The 4,938-nt window shown below is 72.9% G+C and carries 4 protein-coding genes; 2 read left to right on the plus strand and 2 right to left on the minus strand.

Going from position 1 to position 4,938, the window contains the following annotated elements:
- Positions 1 to 351 precede the first annotated feature (351 nt).
- Positions 352 to 1,065 (minus strand): PAS and helix-turn-helix domain-containing protein, encoded by a 714-nt coding sequence (locus AOK24_RS49025; RefSeq protein ID WP_055725305.1) that lies wholly within the window; start codon positions 1,063 to 1,065, stop codon positions 352 to 354.
- Positions 1,066 to 1,645: 580 nt separating this feature from the next.
- The gene (locus AOK24_RS43190; RefSeq protein ID WP_055725306.1) at positions 1,646 to 2,017 is read right to left on the minus strand and encodes an SH3 domain-containing protein; all 372 of its coding nucleotides are present in this window, start codon (positions 2,015 to 2,017) and stop codon (positions 1,646 to 1,648) included.
- A gap of 171 nt (positions 2,018 to 2,188) precedes the next feature.
- On the opposite strand from AOK24_RS43190, the gene AOK24_RS43195 reads away from it, so the two are divergent.
- Both AOK24_RS43195 and AOK24_RS43200 read left to right on the plus strand, forming a co-directional pair.
- The gene (locus tag AOK24_RS43195; protein ID WP_240554411.1) at positions 2,189 to 4,432 is read left to right on the plus strand and encodes an ATP-binding protein; all 2,244 of its coding nucleotides are present in this window, start codon (positions 2,189 to 2,191) and stop codon (positions 4,430 to 4,432) included.
- A 167-nt stretch (positions 4,433 to 4,599) separates the two neighbouring features.
- On the plus strand, positions 4,600 to 4,938 hold a 339-nt coding region (locus tag AOK24_RS43200; RefSeq protein WP_240554410.1), incomplete at its 3' end, for a thioesterase II family protein.

Consider the following 4,938-nt stretch of genomic DNA (forward strand, 5'->3'; position numbering starts at 1 on the left):
ATGTGTATAAGGGGAGGGGGGTGTGGGGGGTGTCTCGCCGGCTGCCGTGAGGCAGACCAGGACGGCGGCCACGACGGCGCCGGCGGCGAGTGCTCTTTTCGTGCTCACCAGTTGATCGTTGATCGGAAAGTCGGCTTCAGCCCCATCAGAACGTCAGTTTTTGACAAAGAGATGGGCAGGAGGAAGACGGGCGGCCGTGTTCCGCGCGGTGTGGCGAGAGTTTTTCTCCCGGCGCCCCGACTGATATGTCAGCGGACAATTCGCGGGGTGTTTTCGCGGGGCTCTCGGGGAGCCGGGGCGGCACGCCGCGAGCCGTTCAGGGGGAGGCTCGCGGCGGCGGTGGCGTGCCGGTCAGGAGACCCGGGTCGGTCGGGGGCCGGCGACGGCCGCCGAGCGGGTCGTGTACTGGGGGCGGACCTGGGGCGGCCAGCAGTTGGGGACGAGGATGCCCAGGGCGTAGGCGCGGGCGACGAGCGCCGACCGGTTGGGCGCCTTGAGCTTTCGGAGCATGGAGCTGACGTGGTACTCGACACCGTGGCTGCTCAGGCCCAGCCGGGAGGCGAGCTGCTGCGTGGAGAGCCCGGCCGCGAGCCCTTCGAGGACGTGCGAGGGCACCTCGGCGAGCGCCGGGGGCGCGGGCAGCAGCGGCAGCGGCGGGCCGAACGGGGTGTCGAGGCGGATCGAGGCGAGCGCGATGCACTCGGTGCAGGACAGATGGACGCTCGCGGAGATCGCGACGCAGGAGACCAGGCAGTCGACGACCTCGCCCTGCGCGGTGACCATCGGCAGCGGAGCGCTGAACTGCGGCTGGGTGCCGGCGAGTAGCTGGGCGAAGTGCTCACGCAGGTGCGCCTGGGCCGCCTCGTGGAAGAACAGGGGGAACGACTGCCCCGCCGGCTCGGGGGAGTCGGCCAGGAACATGTCGGTGAACGGCTTGTTCGCGGCGACCACGCGCAGCCGGGAGTCGACATGGACGACGCTCGGCGGGGAGCCGGGGCCGGAGGACGACACGTCGTCGCCGTCGGGGAGATCGGTGGTGTACCTGCCTTTGGGAGTGGCGGGCAAGGCGGTACCTCTTTCGCGGTGGTGGGGGGTGCGTGGGGGTGCAGCGAGGGCTGCCGGGAAGTCGGATCGCTGGGAAGATCTGGCCGGAACAGACGCCGGTCGGCCGAAATGCAACGCCGCCGTCGGCGTTTGTGCGCCAGGGCTCTCGGCTGTGTCCGGCAACGGTTCGGCCGGTATGGTCGCACGGCCGAAGCGCGTCCAAAAAGTCGGACGACGAATCTCTTACGCGCTTTTTCACTGAGTGGAATAGTCGACACGTTTCACCGGCGGGCATTTAGCCCTATCCGGGTGATTTGCCGCCACCGGCTACGAGGCCCCCGGCCGGTTGCCGTTGTTTGAATCTTGCAATGTCAAAGCCGGGCGGCTGGCTGTTCCGGAGGCTGGTCGGATACCCGGATCATTGATTCCCCGGAGAAGATCGAGTTCGCTCGAATTACCCGGCTGAATTCTTCGACTGAATTCATCGGCGAGAACTCGCGGGAACCGCATGCATTTCTTACTCCCGGGCCCACTCCGGGTCCCCTTCCGACATCGCCCACCGGGACCCCCGCGCCCGGCGGGCGACGTCACGGGACGTATGTCAGCAGAGCACGATGGAGCCGTACCCGGGGAGCAGCGGGTCGTGCACCCACCCGTACGTTCCGTCGGTGACGTTCCTGAGGTACGTCCAGGAAGTCGAGCCGGTCCATACGTAGCAGTGGTAGTCGAGAAGGTCCCGGTTGTCGGCCCAGCCGACGACGCCGCAGGCCGTGCTGGGACCGGTGCGCATGTTGGCGGCCACACCCGCCGTCTGGTTCACATAGGCCCGGTTGTCGATGTCGGGGCCGCTCGTGCCGCATGCGGCGGACGCGGGCGTCGCCGTTCCCAGCACCGCCGTCGGTATGGCCAGCGCGGCCAGCGCCGCGAACGCGAGCCCACCGCTTGTGAGCCGGGATGTGGAGTTCCTGATCACTGTCTCCTCCTTGGTCGGGAGCGTTCCGGACACCCCGAACGCTCCCAGCCCCCCGCCACCCCGCCCAGGCAAGCCGCACGCAACTTCCCCGCAACTGACGCGATAGCCCCTCACGCTCGGGGCGCACCCCGGTGTCACAGTTGACCCGGGTGCGGGGAGCTGGGGGTGCCGATGCTCGGCGAGTTGCTGCGCGGCCACCGGCGCCGGCTGGGGCTCTCCCAGGAGGAACTGGCCGACCGGTCCGGCGTCAGCGTCCGCACGATCAGTCACGTGGAGACGGGCCGCATCGCGAGGCCACGCCTCACGACGGTACGGCAGCTCGCCGACGCCCTGGACCTGACGGGCCCCCTGCGCGCCGAGTTCCAGGAAGCCGCGACCGGCGCCGACTCCACCCCCGTACCGAACCAACTCCCGCCCGCCCATGTCCTGTTCACCGGCCGCACCGAACACCTCGCCCGCCTGGACGCGGCCCTGGACGGCGAACGGGCGATTTCGGCCATCATCGGCACCGCCGGCGTCGGCAAGACCGCCCTCGCCGTCCACTGGGCCCACCGGGTCGCCGACCGCTTCCCCGACGGCAGCCTCTACGTGAACCTGCGCGGCTTCCACCCCACCGCAGCCGCCGTCACCCCGGAGGAAGCCGTACGCGGCTTCCTCACCGCCCTCGACGTCCCCGCCGAACGCATCGACCGCGACCCCGAAGCCCAGATCGGCCTCTACCGGAGCCTCCTGACCGGCAAGCGCGTCCTCCTCCTGCTGGACAACGCCCGCGACGCCGAACAGGTCCGCCCCCTCCTGCCCGGCACCCCCGGCTGCCTCGCCCTGGTCACCAGCCGCAACCACCTCACCGGCCTCGTCGCGACGGAGGGCGCCCACCCCGTCGTCCTCGGCCTGCTCGCCGAGGACGAGGCCCGCCACCTCCTCGCCCGCCGCCTCGGCCCCGCCCGCGTGCTGGACGCGCCGGACGCCGTCGGGGAGATCGTCACCCGGTGCGCCCGCCTGCCGCTGGCCCTCTCCGTCGTGGCCGCCCGCGCCGCGATGACACCGCAGTTCCCGCTCGCCACGTACGCCCGCGAACTGCGGGACGCCGGCGCCCGCCTCGACCCGTTCGCCGGGGACGACCCCCTGACGGACGTACGGGCCGTGTTCTCGTGGTCGTACCGAGGGCTCACCCCGCAGGCGGCCCGCCTCTTCCGGCTGTTCGGCCTGCACCCGGGCCCCGACCTCACCGTCCCCGCCGCCGCGAGCCTCACCGGCACCGACCGGGACACCGCCCGCGCCCTGCTCGCCGAACTGACCCGCGCCCACCTCCTCGACCAGCCCGCACCCGGCCGCCACAGCGCCCACGACCTGCTGCGCGCGTACGCCGCGGAACTGACCCGCCGCCACGACCCGGACGCGGACCGGCGCGCCGCACTGCGCAGACTGCTCGACCACCACCTGCACAGCGCGGCAGCCGCCTCCGAGGCGCTCAGCTGGTACCGCGACCCCGTCCCCCTCGCCGACCCCGACCCGGCCGTCACCCCCGAGACCCCCGCCGGCCACCGGCAGGCGCTCGACTGGTGCACGGCCGAACTGCCGAACCTGACCGCCGCCGTGCACACCGCCGCCCGCACCGGCTTCGAGACCCACGCCTGGCAGATCGCCTGGACCCTGGTCAGCTACTTCGACCTCGCCGGCCACTGGGCCGAATGGGCCGACACCCACGAGACGGCGCTGAGGGCGGCCCGCGCGAGCGCGGACACCGTCGGCGAGGCCCGCACCTGCCGCAACCTCGGCCGCGTCCGCTCCCGGCAGGGCCGCCACGAGGAGGCCATGGCCCGGCTGCACCGCTCACTGAGCCTGTGCCGCGACGCCGGCGACCTCGCCGGCCAGGGACAGGCGCTGCGCAACCTCGGCGGCATCGAGGGACGCCTCGGCAGGTACCCCGAGGCGCTCGACGACGCCCGGCAGGCCCTCGCCCTGTTCCGCGCCGCCGGACACCGCGTGGGGGAGGGCCGCGCCCTCAACCAGGTCGCCTGGTGGCTGTCCCACCTCGGCGACCACCGGGCCGCCGTCGAACACGGCCGGGAGTCCCTGCGCATCCTCCAGGACCTCGGCGACCGCGACGGCGAGGGCGCCACCTGGGACACCCTCGCCCACGCCCACCACCACCTCGGCGACCACCAGGAGGCGATCACCGGCTTCCGGCACGCCCTGCGCCTGCGCCGCGAACGCGGCGACCTCGCCGAGATCGCCGAGTCCCTCGACCACCTCGCCGCCACCCACCGCGACGCCGGCGACCCCCGGACCGCCGTCCTCCTGTGGCGCGAGGCCCTGGAACTCCTCGACCGCCTCGGCCACCCCGACGCCCGCCGCCTGCGCGCACGGCTGCACGAGACCGCCGACCCGCTGCCCGGCCCCGGCCGCCACTGACCCGCCCACAGCACCCCGCCGGGGCAACACCGGCCGCAACCTGATGAGCTACGTCACCTCCGCCGTCACGGGGTTCACCGAGGCCGAGCGCGACGGCGATCATGTCGTGATCGAAGCCGACCACGGACGGGCCCACTCCCGCCCGACGACCTCACGGTGGAGGTGCTGTGACCACGGCAGCCGCGACCCGCGCCTGGCTCCCCTTCGGCGAGGCCGCCCCGGACCGTCCCCGCCTGTTCTGCTACCCCAACGCGGGCGCCGGAGCAGCCGCGTTCGCCCCCTGGCGCGACCTCGCCCGCCCCGGCGTGGACATCTGCCCCCTCCAGCCGCCGGGCCGCGCCGAGCGCTACCGCCACAAACCCCACACCCACCTGGACCCGCTCCTCGACGACCTGATGGAGAGCCTGGACGGCCACTTCGCGGGCACCTACGCCCTGTACGGCCACAGCCTCGGCGCCCTCGTCGTCCACGAACTCGCCCGCCGCCTGCGCGCCGAGGGCGCCGAG

The organism is Streptomyces niveiscabiei (genome assembly GCF_001419795.1).
GTDB classification, from domain to species: Bacteria; Actinomycetota; Actinomycetes; order Streptomycetales; family Streptomycetaceae; genus Streptomyces; species Streptomyces niveiscabiei.